Below are 257 nucleotides of genomic sequence, written 5' to 3' on the forward strand. Positions count from 1 at the left end.
TGATGGCCTGACGCAGCTGAGGCGTCATGACCAGTTGTTGTCCCAGCGATGTCTGCAGCCGTGCTGTCCTGCCTGTGCCGAACGGAGGGAAGGCGCTGCAGCGGCCGGCGGTCAGAGCTTGCAGGTCTCTCCAAGGTACCCGCGGCGGACGTCTGCGTTTTCCAGGATCGCGTCTGGTGCCCCCTGCGCCAGTACGCTGCCTTCGTTGAGTATATACGCGCGGTCGCAGATTCCCAAGGTTTCGCGCACATTGTGGT

General features: G+C 63.0%; 1 pseudogene. It reads right to left on the reverse strand.

The features are described from left to right. Positions 1 to 111 precede the first annotated feature (111 nt). Positions 112 to 257: pseudogene (locus ACQG3P_RS20430) on the reverse strand (LPS export ABC transporter ATP-binding protein); the annotation flags it as partial.

Source organism: Stenotrophomonas sp. SrG (assembly GCF_050031795.1).
GTDB classification, from domain to species: Bacteria; Pseudomonadota; Gammaproteobacteria; order Xanthomonadales; family Xanthomonadaceae; genus Stenotrophomonas; species Stenotrophomonas rhizophila_A.